Source organism: Pantoea hericii (assembly GCF_014155795.1).
Taxonomy (GTDB): domain Bacteria; phylum Pseudomonadota; class Gammaproteobacteria; order Enterobacterales; family Enterobacteriaceae; genus Pantoea; species Pantoea eucalypti.
The window spans coordinates 303,084-321,068 of sequence record NZ_SCKV01000005.1 but is presented as its reverse complement, the minus strand read 5'-3'; the positions used below and the strand labels follow the sequence as shown (position 1 = coordinate 321,068).

At 54.6% G+C, this 17,985-nt stretch carries 15 protein-coding genes and 1 pseudogene; 10 read left to right on the top strand and 6 right to left on the bottom strand.

Annotated elements, in window-relative coordinates:
* The first annotated feature begins 43 nt into the window (after positions 1-43).
* The gene (locus H7K52_RS13350) at positions 44-1,732 is read left to right on the top strand and encodes a chloride channel protein (protein ID WP_008925762.1); all 1,689 of its coding nucleotides are present in this window, start codon (positions 44-46) and stop codon (positions 1,730-1,732) included.
* On the opposite strand, the gene H7K52_RS13345 is transcribed toward H7K52_RS13350, so the two are convergent.
* Entirely contained in the window at positions 1,729-2,232 is a 504-nt protein-coding gene (locus H7K52_RS13345) for a M48 family metallopeptidase (protein WP_182630125.1), read from the bottom strand. The genes H7K52_RS13350 and H7K52_RS13345 overlap by 4 nt on opposite strands.
* 83 nt (positions 2,233-2,315) lie before the next feature.
* On the opposite strand from H7K52_RS13345, the gene rlmG reads away from it, so the two are divergent.
* Positions 2,316-3,434 (top strand): 23S rRNA (guanine(1835)-N(2))-methyltransferase RlmG, encoded by a 1,119-nt coding sequence (gene rlmG / locus H7K52_RS13340; protein ID WP_078804996.1) that lies wholly within the window; start codon positions 2,316-2,318, stop codon positions 3,432-3,434.
* On the opposite strand, the gene H7K52_RS13335 is transcribed toward rlmG, so the two are convergent.
* Positions 3,435-5,453, bottom strand: a complete 2,019-nt coding sequence (locus tag H7K52_RS13335; RefSeq protein ID WP_182630124.1) for an NADPH-dependent 2,4-dienoyl-CoA reductase — start codon at positions 5,451-5,453, stop codon at positions 3,435-3,437.
* A 201-nt stretch (positions 5,454-5,654) separates the two neighbouring features.
* Positions 5,655-6,362, bottom strand: coding sequence for a purine nucleoside phosphorylase YfiH/LACC1 family protein (locus H7K52_RS13330; RefSeq protein WP_008925758.1), 708 nt, complete (start codon positions 6,360-6,362; stop codon positions 5,655-5,657).
* Positions 6,363-6,468: 106 nt separating this feature from the next.
* On the opposite strand from H7K52_RS13330, the gene H7K52_RS13325 reads away from it, so the two are divergent.
* From H7K52_RS13325 to H7K52_RS13310, 4 genes are all read left to right on the top strand, one after another.
* Complete coding sequence (locus tag H7K52_RS13325; RefSeq protein WP_182630148.1) at positions 6,469-7,278, top strand: 5'-nucleotidase, lipoprotein e(P4) family; 810 nt, start codon at positions 6,469-6,471, stop codon at positions 7,276-7,278.
* Positions 7,279-7,847: 569 nt separating this feature from the next.
* Positions 7,848-8,483 (top strand): carbonic anhydrase, encoded by a 636-nt coding sequence (locus H7K52_RS13320; RefSeq protein WP_008925756.1) that lies wholly within the window; start codon positions 7,848-7,850, stop codon positions 8,481-8,483.
* A complete protein-coding gene (locus H7K52_RS13315) occupies positions 8,480-9,955 on the top strand; it encodes a SulP family inorganic anion transporter (protein ID WP_008925755.1) in 1,476 nt (491 codons plus the stop codon). Before H7K52_RS13320 ends, H7K52_RS13315 begins: the two co-directional genes overlap by 4 nt.
* A 268-nt stretch (positions 9,956-10,223) precedes the next feature.
* Positions 10,224-11,645, top strand: a complete 1,422-nt coding sequence (locus tag H7K52_RS13310; protein WP_008925754.1) for a GGDEF domain-containing protein — start codon at positions 10,224-10,226, stop codon at positions 11,643-11,645.
* A 20-nt stretch (positions 11,646-11,665) separates the two neighbouring features.
* On the opposite strand, the gene ddlA is transcribed toward H7K52_RS13310, so the two are convergent.
* The 3 genes from ddlA to H7K52_RS13295 form a co-directional block, all read right to left on the bottom strand.
* Entirely contained in the window at positions 11,666-12,763 is a 1,098-nt protein-coding gene (ddlA, locus tag H7K52_RS13305) for a D-alanine--D-alanine ligase (RefSeq protein ID WP_078804990.1), read from the bottom strand.
* Positions 12,764-13,987: 1,224 nt separating this feature from the next.
* The gene (locus tag H7K52_RS13300; protein WP_154926753.1) at positions 13,988-14,566 is read right to left on the bottom strand and encodes a hypothetical protein; all 579 of its coding nucleotides are present in this window, start codon (positions 14,564-14,566) and stop codon (positions 13,988-13,990) included.
* A complete protein-coding gene (locus tag H7K52_RS13295; RefSeq protein ID WP_182630123.1) occupies positions 14,566-15,585 on the bottom strand; it encodes a phage integrase in 1,020 nt (339 codons plus the stop codon). The genes H7K52_RS13300 and H7K52_RS13295 overlap by 1 nt, the downstream gene beginning before the upstream one ends.
* On the opposite strand from H7K52_RS13295, the gene H7K52_RS13290 reads away from it, so the two are divergent.
* The 4 genes and pseudogenes from H7K52_RS13290 to H7K52_RS13275 form a co-directional block, all read left to right on the top strand.
* Positions 15,584-15,733, top strand: a complete 150-nt coding sequence (locus tag H7K52_RS13290; RefSeq protein ID WP_140915511.1) for a tail fiber assembly protein — start codon at positions 15,584-15,586, stop codon at positions 15,731-15,733. The two genes, H7K52_RS13295 and H7K52_RS13290, sit on opposite strands and share 2 nt — an antisense overlap.
* Before the next feature lie 86 nt (positions 15,734-15,819).
* Positions 15,820-16,275 carry an STM2901 family protein gene (locus H7K52_RS13285; RefSeq protein WP_140915509.1) on the top strand — a complete coding sequence of 152 codons (456 nt, stop codon included), beginning with the start codon at positions 15,820-15,822 and terminating at the stop codon, positions 16,273-16,275.
* A complete protein-coding gene (locus H7K52_RS13280; protein WP_008925748.1) occupies positions 16,272-16,595 on the top strand; it encodes a DUF1493 family protein in 324 nt (107 codons plus the stop codon). Before H7K52_RS13285 ends, H7K52_RS13280 begins: the two co-directional genes overlap by 4 nt.
* A 131-nt stretch (positions 16,596-16,726) precedes the next feature.
* A pseudogene (locus H7K52_RS13275) lies at positions 16,727-17,740 on the top strand (hypothetical protein); the annotation flags it as partial.
* Positions 17,741-17,985: the final 245 nt, after the last annotated feature.

Genomic DNA, 17,985 nt, shown 5'->3' with positions numbered 1-17,985 from the left:
TATGCTGAAGCCATGATATTCAGGCATCAACCAGGGAGCGAAGGTGAAAGCAAGTAAGCACGCATTAAACTGGACCACACTACTGATCGCCATTCCGGTCGGGTGTGCGGCGTCGCTGGTGACGCTGGCTTTTCGCGGCGTGATAGAACTGATCAACCATCTGCTCTTTGCCCGAAGTGGCGAAATTACCGAATCCCTGCATCTCTGGCCGTGGATCTTCTGGCCGCTGCTGGTGGGGGCGGGCGGGGTGCTGGCGGGCTATTTTTTGCGTTATGCGGTCGCCATTGAGCAACAGCAGACGGTGAAAACGGATTATCTTGAAGTGATCAACGCCCGACTCGATGCGGTACCGACGCGAACCTCGCTGTTCCGTGCCTTATCGTCGATTGCCAGTATCGGCAGCGGTGCGTCGATCGGTAAAGAGGGGCCGATGGTGCAGCTTTCGGCGCTGTGCGGCAGTGCGATTGGCCGCCTGTTACCGGCCTCACTGAACCTGAAAAACAGTGACGTGGTGGCGATGGCGGCTGCGGCGGGCCTGGCGTCGGTCTATCATGCGCCGCTGGCCTCGGCGATTTTTGTGGCGGAGATTGCGTTTGGTATTTCTGCGCTGCAGCGGCTGATCCCTCTGATTATCGCGTCGGCGACAGCGGTGATGACCATGTGGACGCTGGGCTTCCGCAGCGCGCTCTATCCGCTGGCAGACGCAAACTTCGCCATGGATCTCAGCAGCCTGTTGATGACGGTGGTCATTGGTTTGAGCGCCGGTCTGGCGGGCTGGCTTCTGATTAAATGCATCGCCCGCAGCAAAGTGCTCTTCAGTGGCATCGCTTCTCTGCCCTTGCGCCTGGGCGCGGGTGGATTCGCCGTCGGCTTACTGGCGCTGATCTCTACTGATATTCTCGGCAACGGCTACGAAGTGATCGTCAAGGTCATGGCAGGCGACTATCTGCTGCCGGGCCTGCTGCTGTTGCTGGTGCTGAAAACCCTCGCCACCAGCCTGTCTGTGGGGTCGAACGCTGTCGGCGGACTCTTTACGCCTTCGCTGCTGATAGGCGCGCTGCTTGGGGTGATTATCGCGATGATCGGGGCGGCGCTGCATTTGCCGCTGGGCAATGTGCTGCTTTATGCCGCGATTGGCATGGCAGCGGTGCTGGCGGCGGTCAGTCAGGCGCCATTGATGGCGATGCTGATGGTGCTGGAGATGACGCTGAATAGCAGCCTGCTGTTTCCGCTGATGATAGCAACGGTGCTGGCGTCGATGGTGGTCTATCGCCTGCAATCCGCCAGTACCTATCCAGTGGTGAGTCATCACTTCAGCCGTTCAGAGGCGAAGTATGATTTCGATAACATGCGTATAGCTGAGCTGATTATTCCTGGTGCGGCATTGCAGCCGGAGGAGTCAGTGGGGCAGGCGCTGGCAGTCAGCTCGCTAAAACGTGAACGCTACGTCTATGTAATCAACGCTGCAGGGGCATTCCTTGGCGTAGTGTCGATTCATGAGATCTCACGGCGGGTGCTGGCGCAGGAGATAACCCTCGACTCCCCGGTGCAGTGCGTCATGGATCAGGATTTCCCGGTGGTCTTTCAGAATCAGAGCATGCGTGAGGGATGGGAGGCGTTTGCCGCGGTCACGCTGGAGCGTCTGCCGGTGCTGAATAATCCTCAGGAGCGACGCTTTCTGGGGGCGCTGACTAAAACCAGCCTGATTCAGAAAGCGCAGGAGTTTCTTTAAGCCGCATTGCCGCGCATCGCCTGGTCAGTCATCCACAGGCGTGCGTCAAATTCGAGCTGGTGGTAATCCGGCTCCATATGGCAGCAGAGCTGGTAAAACGCTTTATCGTGGTCTTTCTCTTTCAGGTGGGCCAGCTCATGCACCACGATCATCCGCAGAAATGGCTCAGGGGCGAGGCGGAAAAAGTTTGAGATACGGATTTCCGCTTTCGCCTTGAGTTTGCCGCCCTGAATCCGCGAGATAGCCGTATGCAGTCCAAGTGCATGCTTCATCACCTTGATCTTGTTATCCCACATCACTTTGCTGATTGGCGGCGCGTTGCGCATATAGCGGTTTTTCAGCGCCTGCGTGTAGTCATACAGCGCCTTATCACTCATCACGTCGTGGGTGTCAGGATAGCGTTCCTGCAGAAATGCACCTAAGCGCTGGTGGGCGATTAGCGTCTGGACCTGCTCAAGAAGAGGGGCAGGATAACCCTGAAGGTATATCAGTGAGGACATTAGGGATTCCTGGCGAAAGACAGTATACTGCGCCCCCGATTTTGGGGCGAAAATCAATCAAAGTGTACCACGCCGGAGAATTCATGAGCCAACTTGAACTGAACGATCGCACACTGATCCTGCATCGCTTCCCGCAGATGCGTGACGAAAGTCCATTACAAGCCTGGGATGCGGCTGATGAATACCTGTTACAGCAGGCGCTGCCAGAAGGACCCGTGCTGATCTTCAACGACAGCTTCGGGGCGTTAACCTGCGCACTGAATCCGCGCACTGTCTGGCACGTCAGCGACTCCTGGCTGAGCCAGCAGGCCGCCCGCCAAAATCTGAGCTTCAATGAGATGGATGACAGCAACGTGCACTTTGTTGATAGCCTGGCTGAGCTGCCCGCGGCTCCGGCGGCGGTGCTGATTAAAGTGCCTAAAACGCTGGCGCTGCTGGAGCATCAGCTGCGTGCCATTCGTGAAGTCGTCACGCCAGATACGGTGATTGTGGCGGCGGCGCGCGCCAAAGAGATTCACAACTCGACTCTGCAGCTGTTCGAACAGATCATCGGTGAAACCAAAACCTCACTGGCCTGGAAAAAAGCGCGCCTGATCTACAGCCAGTTCAGTCAGCCTGAACTGCGTGAGGCCACGCCGACGCTGGTCTGGCCGCTGGATGGCACCTCTTATCAGATCCACAACTACGCTAACGTCTTCTCGCGTTCTTCGCTGGATATCGGCGCACGGCTGTTTGTGCAGCATCTGCCGGAAAACATTGAAGGTGAGATTGTCGATCTGGGCTGTGGCAACGGTGTGGTAGGGCTGGTGGCGCTGGAGCAGAATCCGCAGGCCGAGGTGCATTTCCTTGATGAGTCTTATATGGCGGTCGCCTCCAGCAAGCTTAACGTGGAAGTAAACCGTCCTGATGACCTGTCGCGCTGTCAGTTCCTGGTGAATAACGTGCTGAGCGGCTATCCATCAGATCGGCTGCACGCGGTGCTGTGCAACCCGCCATTCCATCAGCAGCACGCTGTTACCGATCATCTGGCATGGCAGATGTTCCGCGATGCGAAACGCTGCCTTCAGTATGGCGGCGAGTTGCGTATTGTCGGCAACCGCCACCTCGATTATCACCACAAGCTGAAGAAGTTGTTCGGCAACTGTACACTGATCGCCTCAAACCAGAAGTTTGTGGTGCTGCGCGCGGTGAAAATGCGCTAGTCAGATCGTCAAAGCGAGTTGCGTCGCCTGTGCTATCGCGCGGCGCGCATCCAGTTCCTCCGCGACATCTGCGCCGCCTATTACGGTTACCACCTGTCCTTTTGCACGCAGCGCGGCTTCCAGTTCGCGCTGCGGCTCCTGTCCGGCACAGATAATCACGTTATCGACCTCCAGCAGCAGCATTTCACCGTTACGCCGCAGGTGCAGGCCGCTGTCATCAATGGCCAGATATTCAATGCCGCCCCACATCTCCACGCCGCGCGCCTGAAGGCTGGTGCGATGAATCCAGCCGGTCGTTTTTGCCAGCCCGGCACCCGGTTTCCCTGATCGGCGCTGTAATAGCCAGATTTGCCGTGATGCGGCAGGCGGCTGTGGGGCAACCAGGCCGCCGCGCTGCGTCAGGCTGTGGTCGATGCCCCATTCGGCGTAAAACGCCGCCAGATCCTCGTCATGCGACGGCTGAGACAGATACTCCGCCACATCAAAGCCAATCCCACCCGCGCCAATAATCGCCACCCGTTTACCCACCGGGCGCTTATCGCGCAGCACCTCCAGATAACTCAGCACGCTGGGGTGATCGATGCCCGGAATAGCCGGCGTACGCGGCTTAATGCCGGTTGCGAGCACCACTTCATCTGCGTCACTCAGGGTATCTGCCGTGACCCGCCGGCCGGTCTGAACTGTCACGCCTGCTGCTGCCAGCTGATAGCGGAAATAACGCAGCGTTTCACTGAACTCAGATTTGCCGGGAATCTGCCGGGCAATATTGAACTGACCGCCAATCTCGGGCGCGGCCTCATAGAGCGTCACCTGATGTCCGCGCTGCGCCGCCTGCAGGGCAAACGCCATCCCGGCCGGGCCGGCACCCACCACTGCCAGTCTGCGCGGTGCGGTGCTGGCGATGACCGGCATCAGCGACTCATGGCAGGCGCGCGGATTGACCAGGCAGGAGGTGATTTTACCGGCGAACACCTGGTCAAGGCAGGCCTGATTACAGGCGATGCAGGTGTTGATGCTGTCCGGTTCGCCGCGCTGCGCTTTGCTGACAAAGGCGGGGTCGGCGAGGAAAGGGCGTGCCATCGACACCATATCGGCACAGCCCGACTGCAACAGGGCCTCAGCGACAGCGGGATGGTTAATACGGTTGGTGGCGATCACCGGCACCGAAACGTGGGCACGCAGGCGCTGCGTCACCCATGCAAAGGCCGCGCGCGGCACGCAGGTGGCGATGGTCGGGATGCGCGCTTCGTGCCAGCCGATGCCGGTATTGAACAGCGTGACGCCGCACTGCTCCAGCTCGCCCGCCAGCAACAGGGTCTCCTCCAGCGAACTACCTTCTTCGATCAGGTCGAGCATCGACAGCCGGAAGATAATGATAAAGGCGTCACCGGTAGCTGCGCGAACACCACGGGTAATTGCCAGTGCGAACTGCATCCGCTGGCGGAAGTCGCCGCCCCAGCGGTCGGTGCGCTGATTGGTGTGTTTCACCAGAAACTGATTAATCAGGTAGCCTTCGGACCCCATGATCTCCACACCATCGTAACCTGCCTGCTGGGCCAGCCGCGCGCAGCGGGCGAAGTCCTCAATGGTCTGTTCAATCGCCGCCTCGCTCATCGCCTGGGGCGTAAATGGGTTAATCGGTGCCTGACGGGCGGAGGGCGCGACCAGATCGGGCTGATAGCTGTAACGACCGGTATGCAGGATCTGCAGTGCAATTTTTCCCTGATGCTGATGCACCGCTTCTGTGATTTGTCGATGCCAGCTGCATTGTGCTTCGTCGGTGAGCATCGCGCCATGCGCGGTGGTAACACCCTGCGCATTGGGGGCGATGCCGCCGGTGACAATCAGCGCCACGCCTTCCCGTGCCCGCTCGCCGTAGAACGCCGCCAGCCGGGCTGCGCCATCCGGATGCTCTTCCAGGCCGGTATGCATCGACCCCATCAGAAAGCGGTTTTTCAGGCGGGTAAAGCCAAGATCCAGCGGCGTAAACAGCGCAGGATAATCAGGATTGACGGACATGGTAATCACTCACAGCAAAGTGGTCGGATGAGTTTACTCTAGCCACTTCTGCATTAAAAAAAAGTGAAAGAATGTCAGGGTGTGAGTGAAATCATAAACATCGGCAGGTGAGCAGGGCGAGCGTGCGCAGGGAACCCGGGCCTTAGGCAACACGGCCATCCGTGGCGTGCGTGGCTTTTAATGTTTCTGGCTCTGAAACCGTTAACGCCGCCGGATCCACGAATAGCGCGAGCGATAGCCGCTGCTATGGTGGGTATTGAAGCGGTAGCTGGAACCGCTCTCGGCCATGCAATAGGTGCAGACATTAACGTTGTCGATCTGCGCGGCCGGCACACCCGCGTTGACCAGCAGCTGCGTCGCCAGTGCGGGCAGATCGAACCAGACACCCTGCTGATGGGCTGCGGCCTGTGGACGTTGTGCTTGTGGGTTTACCGGTTGATTCCGGTGCCAGCGTAGCCCGCTGGCAAACGCTGGGTTCTGCGCAATCTCCGCCAGCTGCGGTTCGGCCAGCTCATAGCAGCAGGGGCCCATCGCCGGGCCAATCGCCACCACCAGATCCTGCGGGTTGCAGCCCTGCTCGCCCAGTTTTTCCACGGCGCGGGTCAGCACACCCGCCAGTGTGCCCTTAAGTCCGGCATGCACCGCCGCCACGATCCGCTGTTGGCGGTCGGCGAACAGCACCGGCAGACAATCGGCGGTGTAGACCGCTACCGGTCGCATTCCGCTGCCGATCACGCCATCGGACTCACAGCTTTTGGGCGGAATGTTCTCACTATCGGTGACCACGGTTGCGCTGTGGCGCTGATGTCCATAGGCGGCATCGGCGGGAGGTGGCTCACCGGCTGGCTGAAACGCATAATCGAGCCACTCCAGCGAATCGAGCAACGGCGAGCGCGGGATCACGGCCATAAGAATCTCCTGTTATAACAGCGTGCGTTGGGCTGCCAACAGCTTACGTTAACTGCTACATTTTTGAAGCTTCTCCTCAGACCTTTCTCACCTTAAGGATGAAATGATGAAAACCTCCGCAAAACTCGCAGCATCCGGACTGGTCGCGCTGCTCCTGACCGGCTGCGCCTCGTCGACACATCAGACCGCGCAACAGCAACTCGGTCAGCAATCGGTGATGGCTGTAAACTGGTTCCAGCAGTCTGGCGAATATCAGGCGCTGACCTGGCAGGCGTTTAACACCGCGCGCATGGCATTTGATCAGGCACCGTCGCTGACCGGCAAACCCAAAGCGGTGATTGTCGATCTGGATGAAACCATGCTGGATAACAGCGCCTACAGCGCGTGGCAGGCGAAAAACGGCCAGCCGTTCAGCAGCAAAACCTGGTCAGCCTGGACGCAGGCGCGTCAGGCGAAAGCGGTGCCGGGCGCGGTTGAGTTCGCGCGTCATGTGACAGAAAATGGCGGCACGCTGTTTTATGTGTCGAACCGCGATCAGAAAGATTACGCTGCCACGGTCGCCAATATGCAGCAGCTCGGCTTCCCTGACGTCAGCGATAAAACGGTACGTCTGAATACCGACAGCTCCAATAAGCAGGCACGTTTCGATGCCATCAAAAATGCGGGCTATAACGTGGTGCTTTACGTCGGCGATAACCTCAACGATTTTGGTGGGGCGACCTGGCATAAAGGGAATCAGACGCGTCGCGATTTCGTGAATCTTAATCATCAGCAGTTCGGGACGCAGTTTATCGTGTTACCTAATCCACTCTACGGCGACTGGGAGAGCGGAATGGCGGAAAACTACAATAAGCTGACCCCGGAACAGCAGTTGTCGGTGCGTGAATCACGTCTGCAGAGCTGGAACGGTAAATAATTCGTCAAGAAAAAGAGCCTGCTCGTTCAGGCTCTGTTTATTATTGGTCCTTATTTACTTACTGTCGTCACTATTTTCCTGCAAATTAAATTAATCATCTCTTGCTCCCTTCTTAACTCAATACAGGTATATCTGACTGGCTTATACCCATTAAGCCGGTTGATTGTGCTAATGGTTAATTTTTTAATTAAGAGGATTCCTGGTGAAATGAACGCTGGCTGGTATGGTGCTGAAAAACCCCTTTGTTAGTGCTTGTATTTATTTGTCAGCATTAACTTTAGTTAATTTTCTAAAATCATGATTTTAATCTATTAAAAATTAATTCTGGTGATTCCTTTTCATCTTTGCTGCTTAATTAAATTTACGTAACCCTGACTCTTACTGACGGCAAACTGACAAAACCCGTGAGAACAAAGCGTTGTGAAATATTGCCCGTGCATTGGGAATGGTTAGCGTCTATAACCTTTTTCTGTGATTCAGTTCTTATTTCCCTGGCGGCTCATGCTTTATTTGTGTGCCGACACATGTTGTGGTTAGCCAGGATGCGACATCCCGGTAGTAGAGAGAAGATGATTGTGACGACACTTAAACCCTTATTAGCGAAAAATCGCAGTTGGGCCTTGCAGCGCCGCCAGCGTAATCCGGATTATTTTAAAAAATTCCTTCATCAGCAAAAGCCGCACTCACTCTGGATAGGTTGCTCTGATAGTCGCGTTCCGGCTGAGGTATTAACCGGCTCCCATCCTGGCGAACTCTTTGTACATCGTAATATCGCCAATATGGTGATTGAGGACGACGACAATTTGCTGAGCGTACTGCAATACGCGCTCTTCTTTCTCGGTGTGAAACGCATTGTCCTTAGCGGCCACTATGGCTGTGGCGGCGTAGAAGCCGCGCAAAACCTGCCGGGCAGCGTGCTGGACGGACAGGAAAGCGCGCTGGCGAGACGTATTCAGACGCTGCGAAATGACATTCAGCAGGGGCTGGCAGAAAGCCCGGCCTCAGACGTGGCGCCGGGTGAACAGCTTGATCGGCTGGTTGAGGCCAACGTGAAGGCGCAATTCGCCAGACTGGTGAAATCTGAACCGGTCCGGCAAATCTGGCAATCGGGCCAGGAACTGGAGGTGTTTGGTTGTGTTTATGACCTGCGCTCCGGTCATCTCAAAGAACTGATTCATCAATCTGCAGAGGAACCTTCATTATGAACCTCGATACCCTGCGTCGCGATATTCCGGCGGGTCTGGTGGTGTTTCTGGTCGCCTTACCGCTCTGTCTTGGCATCGCACAGGCCAGCGGATTACCGCCGTTTGCCGGTCTGCTGACGGGTGTGATTGGCGGTCTGGTCGTGACGTCGCTGAGTCCATCCCGATTTGCCGTCAGTGGCCCGGCAGCGGGCCTGGTCACTATCGTGGTCGCCTCAATGGCGTCGCTAGGCAGCTTCTCCGCGTTTCTCACCGCACTGATTATTGCCGGGGCGCTGCAATGCCTGTTTGGTCTGCTGCGTGCCGGACGGTTTATTTCGCTGGTGCCGGGCAGCGTTATCAAAGGGATGCTGGCCGCGATTGGTTTGCTGCTCATCATGCAGCAGATCCCGGTGGCACTGGGTGCCGCTGGCGATGCGGAGCTGGTGTCGCTGGTGACCGGCGAGATGACCTTCTCGCTGCCCGCCATCGTGGTAGCAGGTGTTGGTCTGGCCATTTTATGTCTCTGGACCACCGCACCGGTGAAACGGATCAAGGCGCTGGCCTGGATCCCCGGCCCGCTGATTGCCGTGCTCATCGGCTGCCTGGCTACCGTGATGGGTGGGAGGCTGTTTCCTGAGATGACGCAGGGTCTGGCTCGCATTTCGCTGCCCGCTTTTGACAGCGTCTCTGCGCTGGTGGCGGAGCTGGAAACGCCTGACTGGATGGCCTGGCAGAATCCGCAGGTCTGGGTGGTTGCGGTGACCTTAGCCCTGGTCGCCAGTCTGGAAACTCTGCTGAGCCAGGAGGCGCTGAAAAAACTGCGTCCTCAGACGCCCGCGCCGTCGCCCAACAAAGAGATGTTCGCGCAGGGTATCGGTAACCTGGTGGCCGGTTTCCTTGGCGCGATGCCGATCACGGCGGTGATTGTGCGCAGTTCAGTGAACGTCAGCGCGGGCGCGCAGACCAAATTGTCGATTTTCATTCACGGTGTACTGCTGCTGATTTGCGGCATGTGGTTTAGCGAGATGCTGAATGCCATTCCGCTGGCCAGCCTCGCTGCCGTACTGCTCTATACCGGTTATAAACTGGCGACACCGCGACTGTTCGTTGAGCAGTTCCGGATGGGCGCGCAGCAGTACGTGCCGTTTCTGGCCACCATCGTTGGGATTATCACGCTGGGTATGCTGGTCGGTATTGGCATCGGTATCGCCACCCAGATCCTCTATAGCATCTACAAGAGTCATCGCAACGCACTGCAGCTCACCCGCTATGATGACCACTATGTGCTGCGCTTTCAGCAGAACCTGACCTTTATGCATAATCCCAGGCTCCAGGGATTGCTGGATGAGATCCCAGAGAACAGCGTGGTCATCGTTGATAACGACAATGCGGAATATATCGATCCCGACGTCAAAGCGGTGCTGAAAGATTTTGGCGATAACGCTGATAAACGCGGCATTCGCCTGAGTCAGTGGCCGGTTGCGGTAAAATAGCGATAAACGCAACGGTAAAGTCGTTTGAGAGGCAAAAATCGGATATCTCGGATATCCGATTTTTTTATTTGCGAGGCATAATAAGTCCCCAATTTTTACTGTCATCTGATGGGGTTAGACTCTTCAGGGTCACTTTGCGGAGTCAGCCCAGGAAGGGCGGTTGACCGCCGGATGACAGTGAGAGTATCCAGGATTTAATCATTCTGACACCACGCGCCTGTGCAGGCTGACGTGGACAGCCAGCCTCTCTGCGACAAGGTCCGGATGTATGCGCATGCAGCTGTTTGAAGAGCACAACGCTAAGAAGAACGCATTTTCGCTGTTTTTAGTGACGTTGTTATTTTGCTTTATCGGCGGACACCTGCGCATCCCACAGGAGCTGTCACTGTTCTGGCCAGTCAACGCGATCGTCACTGGCGTTATCGTCCGAAATCCTTATCTGCATCAGACCCGCTATTACCTGGCTACGTTTGCTGGCATGGTGTTTAACGACACTGTTTTTTCAGGCTGGGCGCTTTCTGCCTTCACGCTGAACCTGGCGAATCTTCTGTTTGTGCTGATAGCGGTTACGCTGCTGATAAAGCATCGTCAGAATGATTCCGGAAGGGAGCGTATTATCAATGTGTTACGTATTTTCCCCGCCTGCCTGCTGGCCGCGTTAGCCTGTGCCAGCTGGGGGGCACTGGCACAGCAGGCTGATTTCACTGTCGGTCTGGCGATGGCCTGGGGTGAGTGGTTTAGTGAGCAGTTCTCTACCGGGCTCATGGTGCTGCCGTTTTTGCTGACGCGTGACTGGTCGTCGCTGTCAGCCCGCCAGTTTTTGCAGCTGCGCAAGCTGGCACCCGTTATCGCTCTGATCTTTTCGATGATGATTGGGGCAATAATGGGTGGCGCAGGTAGCCTGACGTTACCGGTTCCGGCGCTGGTGTGGTGTGCCATCGTGTTGCCGATGCCGCTGACCAGCCTGGTGATTCTGCTGAGCGGTATTGTCGAAATCATTCTGGTTTCGCACGGCGTAATGAACATTCAGGGCGATGATACCCTTCTGCCCGTCAGCCACCTGACCTCGGCGCGGCTGGGTGTGGCGACTATCGCAATTAGCCCGCTGATCGTGGCCGCGAGCATGGATGCTATTCGCCAGCTGAATCAACGGCTCGCGCTGCGCGCGAATTACGATTTCCTGACCCGGCTGCTGTCGCGTTCCGGCTTATATGAAAGCCTGCGTGCGGAGCCTATTTTCCCGGATCGTAAGGTGGGTGTGATTCTGTTGGATGTCGACTACTTCAAAGCGATTAATGATAATTTTGGTCATGACGCGGGAGACAGCGTGCTGGAAGAGATCGCTCGCCGGATGCAGCAGGTTATCGGTAAAGAGGGACGCGTCTGCCGGTTTGGCGGAGAGGAATTTGTGGTGGTGCTGTTCGACCAGAATCCCGCAAAGCTTTATTTTCTCGCCGAGAGCATCCGGCAGAAGATGGCGAAAGAGAAATTCTGGCTACAGGGCAGTACGGCTACCGTGACCGTCAGCCTGGGGCTGGCGCATAGCAGTGCCGGAGAAGCGACGGAGTGGCACCGTGTGATTAACCGGCTCATTTCGGCGGCGGATAAAAACCTCTATCTCTCGAAGCGCAATGGCCGTAATCAGACCTCACCCGTCAACTATTGCGGTATCTCCAGCGACGTAGCATAACGCCACGCCGCCGGGGCGGGTCAGCTGACGCTGCTTTTCAGCGTGCTGGCCTGCTGGTGGCGTTCAATCGCCAGGTCGATCAGACGGCTGATCAGATCCTGATAGCTGAGCCCGGCCGCCTGCCACAGTTTCGGGTACATGCTGATATTGGTAAAGCCGGGCAGGGTATTCACTTCATTGACGATAATTTCGCCGTCGTCAGTCAGGAACACATCGACGCGCGCCATGCCAAAGCACTCCAGCGCGGTAAAGGCCTTGATGGCGACATCACGAATCGCATCGCTGGTTTCCGCTGCGATGGCCGCCGGGACCACCGTCTGTGCTCCGTTCTCAGAAATATATTTGGTGTCATACGAGTAGAAGGCGTCATGCACCACCACTTCGCCGCAGGGGCTGGCTTCAGGTGCATCGTTGCCCAGCACCGCGCACTCAATCTCCCGACCTTTTATCCCCTGTTCAATCAGTACTTTGCGGTCAAAGGAGAAAGCCAGTGCCAGCGCGGCATCAAACTCTTCAATGCTATCTACTTTGCTCACGCCCACTGAAGAACCCTGGTTGGCGGGTTTGATAAATAGCGGCAGTCCAAAGCGGGCAATCACGGCCTCTGGATCCAGATGGGCGCGTTGTGCCTGAGTGACGCTCAGCCACGGCGCGACGTTGAGGCCGGCATCGCGTAGCAGGCGTTTGGTGAAATCTTTATCCATGCTCACCGCAGAACCCAGCACATCGGAACCGACGAACGGTAAAGAGGCCATACGCAGCAGACCCTGCAGAGAACCATCTTCACCCAGCGTACCGTGAACAATCGGGAAGATAACGTCGATTTGCGACAGTGGATGGGCGTTGTGACGGGTGATGATTTGCTGCTGCGTCTTGCCCGGCACCAGCGCCACATCTTCAGCGGCGTGATTCAGTGCGATCAGCGCCGGATTTTCAGCGTTAAGTAAGAAATTGGACGCATCATTCAGACGCCAGTGTCCCTGTTTGTCGATGCCCAGCAACACCACGTCAAACCTGGTTTTGTCGATCGCCTCAAGGATATTTTTGGCCGACTGCAACGACACCTCATGCTCGGCCGACTTCCCGCCAAACACTATCCCTACCCGCAACTTTGTCATCTGTTTTGCCCACTGAAAAAATCAAAACCACAAGATAGCATGGGGTTTGCGCGGGTTAAATTACCTGAAATCTAAATGCTGGCGACAGTAATTGCCTCGTCAGGCTGTTTTAATCGCAGCTACCTTTTCTCCATACGTTATCGACAGGTCGCAGGGATAACTTCGGATGAAGAGCGGTTGCAGATCAGAAAGGATGAGAGATGACTAAATCTGACGATCAGGCAGAGGGCAATGCGGGATATCGCCAGGTTTGGCTGGAGAATATCACAACCCGTTGTCGTACCTTACCCAGTATGGTGTTGCGGGCGCTTTCGGGATAATGATCTGCGATGTGGCGATGACGCCACATTCAGGACTATCGCTGACGATTCGCGGTGCCGCTTGAGAGGATGAAAACTGTGAGCTGAGGTAAAACGGTCAGCGTGGAAGATAGCTTCTGCCAGTCTCGCTTGTGTTCACACCAGCAAATATGAGGATGAGTACGTTTTCTCAGTTGCTCTCATCTTTGTGCGGCACATCATTTCTTTTTTGGTCGGGCGTTATCTTGCATAAAGGTTCGTAGGCAAGACCTGAGATCTTCCTGGTGTCCTTGGCGGGCTTCTTCTCCTTTCGCTTTCCCGACATGACAGGCCACGCGCTAAATAACTCTGAGAGTATTTCGAAAATCTGATGCATAGCTGTTGCTCACTTGTTCGAGTCAGGCAATGCCAATGACTTTAACATGAAGCTAATATTTAATGGGCCGGATTTATGAGAGGCGTTGAGGGTTAGTTACAGGTGAGAAACCGGGTCGCTGTTTCCGGCTTCAGCCATTATTGATGCGTGGTGGACTCTTTGAAACCGTCTACTGATTCTGCTGTGTGGCGCCAGCCGTGCCATTGATGATAAAGACTCGCAGAAGGCTCTGCAATTCACGGTCTTGATTCGGGCTGCTCAGGATAATCAGTTGAGGATTTCCCATGGCAGTGAAAATGCATCGCCACTTTGCCGCCACTCGAAAAGCCAGTAACAAAAAAGCCGCTTCAACGAGCGGCTTAAGTATATGTTTTTTTTATCACTAAATTTGGTGGCCCCTGCTGGGTTTGAACCAGCGACCAGGGTATTATGAGTCCCAATTCGAAGTGAGTTAAATCAGTAACTTACTGATTTTTATATTTTCTTTAGGCCGAATAGAGACAGAAAGCGTTTAATAGCATTGCGCTCTGCTGCCAATTATTTTGAAAACTAGTCAACTAAAATCCGTAACCAATCACGGTTACTAAGAATTCGATAGAAAGGTCGTAAACGTGTTCTCACGTAAGTGATCAGTTGATGTTCACTCATCTCTGAAGCTCTGGAGTTAAAAACGGGTACTGCTTCGTCGTAAAGCTCCCAATAAAAATTAGAAATTAAATTCGTTATTCTGGCGAAAGCTCTTGGCGGATAATCCGAAAAGTAGTGAGTAAAAAACGCCAACCTTTTTTCTATCTCATTGGATGATGAATCTGTTATTAAATAACTTATCTCCCTCCTGAGCCAAACTAACGCGCTGTAATAAATGTCTGGATTTTGAATGTTTTTTTCACGTTGATAAATGCGTAGGTATTTTTCTACATCATGGCGGTCTGGTGTGGGTTCGAGATTCAATGATGCCAGAATCAGGAGTGTGTCTGATTCTTCTCCAGCTATAATCTCTCTTTCTGCCCAATTTGTTATTGCTTTAATGAAATCATCCAAACCGATTACTTCGAAGGTCTCACTGAATACCTTTAGGCATAGTAGATCTTCTAAGCTCAGTTCATTATTATGGCATTCCATTTTCATCACAATTCCATTCTATTCAAAGGATTTAACAACATCGCTTCAGACAAATGGTCTGGTGCAAAGTGTGCGTATCGCATCGTTACCTTAATATCCGTATGTCCCAATATCCGTTGAAGCACAAGGATATTGCCACCATTCATCATGAAATGAGAAGCAAAAGTGTGGCGTAAAACATGCGTTAGCTGTCCGGCAGGTGTCTCAATGCCTGCGCGCTGCATTGCCTTTCTAAAAGCTGAATAGCACGTAGAAAAGAGTGGCTGCGCCTTTCTGCTTAATGGCAACTCAGCCTGCAACTTCTCAGTGATCGGCACTGCACGGTTTTTCTTGCCTTTAGTTTTTACGTAGATTATCTGACCCGCACGAATCTGGTTCCCTTTCAAACCTTCTGCTTCACTCCAGCGTGCTCCAGTAGCAAGGCAAATTTTAACGACTGTCGTTAAATCCTTAGAACGGCTACTCTCACATTCGGCAAGTAACGTGCGTATCTCATCAATGGTGAGATAGGCCATCTCTGATTCACTGATTTTAAACTCGCGCACGTTCTCTAACGGGTTCGGTGCGGCCCATTCATCTAACCGCCGCAGTTCATTAAACATCGCCCTGAAATATGCCAGCTCTAGATTTACCGTGCGCGGCGTAACCGTCTTTACTCGATTGGAGCGGGTGATCTTCCCGCTTAATAGCTGCTCGCTGTAGGACGCAAAAATCTTCGCGTTGAACTCGGTAGCGAGTGGATTTCCCATCGCTTCGCAGGCGAACGCCATCGTAGTTCGCCGCTTCTCACCATCCGCCAAGGTGATGCCATGCGTGTTGAACCACAATTCAACCAGCTCAATTATCCGGCGCTTATCTGTTTTCTCACCCAGCCAAGGCTTGTCCTGACGCTGATCTTTTACGAACTTCTTAAAAGATTGCGCTTCGCCTTTGATGGCGAACTGGCGGCGTATTCTCTTACCGTCTCGGCCGTTCGGGAAAACCTGAGTCTGCCATTCCCCAGTGGGTAATTTACCTATCGCCATGCTATGCCTTTCTCTGAGCGGGCAACGACTTGCTCAAAAACTTGATATTATGGCCGCGCTCACCGCCTGGATGAAGTACGTATGGGCAGTGCAGATCACCAATGTGTTAGCCACGCCGCATATCAGTTGGCCCGAAAAGCCCGCCTGACGGGCGAACTGGCAATGGATTAACAACCTGTCACACAGATGGTAAAGTAAAATTCGCTAACCATTTAACGAAAGGGATCAGCAGGTATGGATACAACAGAGCAACTGGATGGTACGTATTATTTCAACCAATTGCCTAATCTGACGCCGCAGGAGTTGCTGTTCTGGATACTTATTGATGAGACACAAAAGCAACTAGGCGTTCAGGATATTTTGGCCGTTGCGGGACTAATTCTGGGCAACAATAATATCGACGTACCAGGGAAACCTAACACGGCAACCCCCGGTACTTCCGTTGCGTCGCTCTTTTTCCGCAAACACCTTTCTTACAAATTCCGGCGCCGCATTCTGCCAACGCTGACCGCCAAATCTTTCAGCCTGCGTGGGCTGAAGATTTTTTGGGTAAATAATCTGGGGGCATTTGTAGGCAGAGCCGTGCCTGTTGTCGGATGGTTGATTCTGGCAAACGATGTTGCACAAATTAGTTTCCACACTGTCCATCGCTATAACCTGATTGTGCGACCGGAGGATAAAATCTGGTGAATAATATGACAGCAACCCCTGATGCAGTGCGCGAATTTATTCTGCGTGAGCTGCCGCTGGTGACGACGTTTCTGTTGAAGAAAATTGAAGTCGGCGACGATGACATTCTGCAGGAACAGTTCGAGGCGGATGATATCGCTGAAATGGCGAAAAAGTTTTTTAATGACTTTGATGTGCAGCCCGCAGGCTTCAATCTTGTCGTTTATTTCCCCTGGAAAACCTCCTCGCTGTTCTCACGCAAAAATGTAAAACAGGATAAAGAGCCACTGACCATAAGAATGTTTATTGAGTCAGCCCGTGCAGGGCGCTGGCTTTTCTGATTGCTCACAGCAGGTGATAAAGTTCCCCGTTTTGTCAGCTGCCACACAATTACAATAATATGATTTACCTTCCCTAAGGCCTGACCATAACGGAACTCCTTCACAGAAGTATCGCCATATAACACAGAATTATCACCTGGACGCCGCGAAACCGCACAACAGGCCAGCCGTTGCAGAAAACACCCGTACAGCGGCAGGTTGAAAGCCATTATCCGGAGCTGGCCAGCGGTCTGCACCTGCCTAAAATGGCGCGTGTTGTTGCCCCGTCTGAGGCGGTTAAAAGCGGAAACTTTGCTGACCCATTCAGGCCGCGCTATGCCGTCGATCTGCAACTGCTGGACGCTGACGGCAATCCGGACGGCAGCACGCCGGTTTATCCTGCCGTGCCGCTGCCCGTTCCGATGGCCGGTAATGATTCGGGGATGTTTCAGTTTCCGCCAGAGGGGACGCTGGTTGAGGTCGGGTTCACCGGCGGACGTCCAGACAAGCCGTTTGTGCGCCAGACCATGCCGGAAGGGACCAGCCTGCCGGACGTGAAGCCGGGCGAACAGCTGCAGCAGCAGCGCGCGGAAGTATCACAGCGCGTAACGCAGGCGGGAGACTGGGAGCGCCAGACCGATCAGGCCATCCGTGAAACATCGATGAGTCGTGAAGTTAAAGCCGATACGGAAACGCGAGAACTGGTCAGCAGGGAAACGACTGTCAAAGCCACGGACAAAACCACGGTGATCGGCACGTCGTCACTGATGGCCGGGGCAATTCAGCACGTAACCACCGGCAGTTACAGCGTGGCCGCACAGCAGAGCCAGCTGATTACAGTGGGCGGTGATACGGAAACGGACGTCACCGGCAGCGTGGCGATAAAAGTCGGTCAGGCACTAACTGAAAAAATTGGCCAGCTGCGCCAGAGCATTGCCGGGACGCGTCAGGAGATTATCGCGCCGGTGGTGTGGATTGGTTCGGAGAAGATTAACGTGGCCCAGCTGATGCTTGATACCGTGGCCCTTGTGCAGCAACTGGCAGAACAGCTGGCCAGCCACACGCACCCGTCAACCGGCCAGCCCACGAACAGCAGTGCCATCGCGCAGAGTGGCCAGCAGGCCGCCGCGCTCAGTTCGAAATATTCCCCCGTCATCGGCAAGTAAGCCAGCACACTAACCCGCTATCGCAGCGGGTTTTTTATTGCACGTCACCAGAACGCCTCAGACGCACGCCACGCCACGCACAGGCGCGCCCATCACGCACGACAACCATAAACAGATCATCCGCACAGCGCGGCACTGGCTGCGCGTCAGCCCCGGCAAAATAATCGTCGCGCAGACAAAATCGGCGCTACACCGCACCCGCCTGCAGGTTTTGCATCATAAAATTTTTTCAGTTTTATTTTTTT